We start from the raw sequence: 543 nt of genomic DNA, 5'->3' as shown, positions 1-543 counted from the left end.
AAAAAGCGGCAATCGTCAAGGAACTTAAAGAAAAAGGATATCACATAAAATATCTTCTCAAAGCAGTAAACTTAGCTAAATCAACTTATTATTTCGAGATTGGCAAGATAGATGCTGTTGCGTTAAGAAACGAAGATTTACTTAACGAAATCAAAAGTATTTTTGAGTCAAATAAAAGTAGATATGGCGTTAGACGAGTCTATCAAGAACTGATTAATCGTGGATACAAGGTGAACCATAAGAGAGTTCAACGTCTCATGCATAAAGAAGGCTTATTAGGCAAACGTCCAAAGGAAAAATACCATCCTATAAGGGTGAGGTAGGAAAGATTGCCGACAATATCATTGCTAGAAACTTTAGCACAACTGCGCCTTTACAAAAGTGGACAACAGATGTATCTCAGTTTAATTTTTCATGGGGAAGTGTTACATATCGCCTGTTTTAGATATGAACACAAATGAAATCATATCATATGATTTATCTATGAGTCCTAATCTTGAACAGATAAGTAGAATGCTCGATAGAGCTTTCAATAAATTTCCA

The 543-nt window shown here is 34.3% G+C and carries 1 protein-coding gene; it reads left to right on the top strand.

Features of this window, described 5'->3' with window-relative positions; genetic code table 11:
* The coding region (locus tag AT575_RS10080; RefSeq protein ID WP_129587079.1) for an IS3 family transposase at positions 1 to 323 on the top strand (323 nt) is incomplete at its 5' end.
* Between the last annotated feature and the right edge of the window lie 220 nt (positions 324 to 543).

Source organism: Streptococcus penaeicida (genome assembly GCF_002887775.1).
Lineage (GTDB): Bacteria > Bacillota > Bacilli > Lactobacillales > Streptococcaceae > Streptococcus > Streptococcus penaeicida.
Note: the sequence above shows the minus strand (reverse complement) of the source record. Positions and strands in the feature narration are given on the sequence as shown.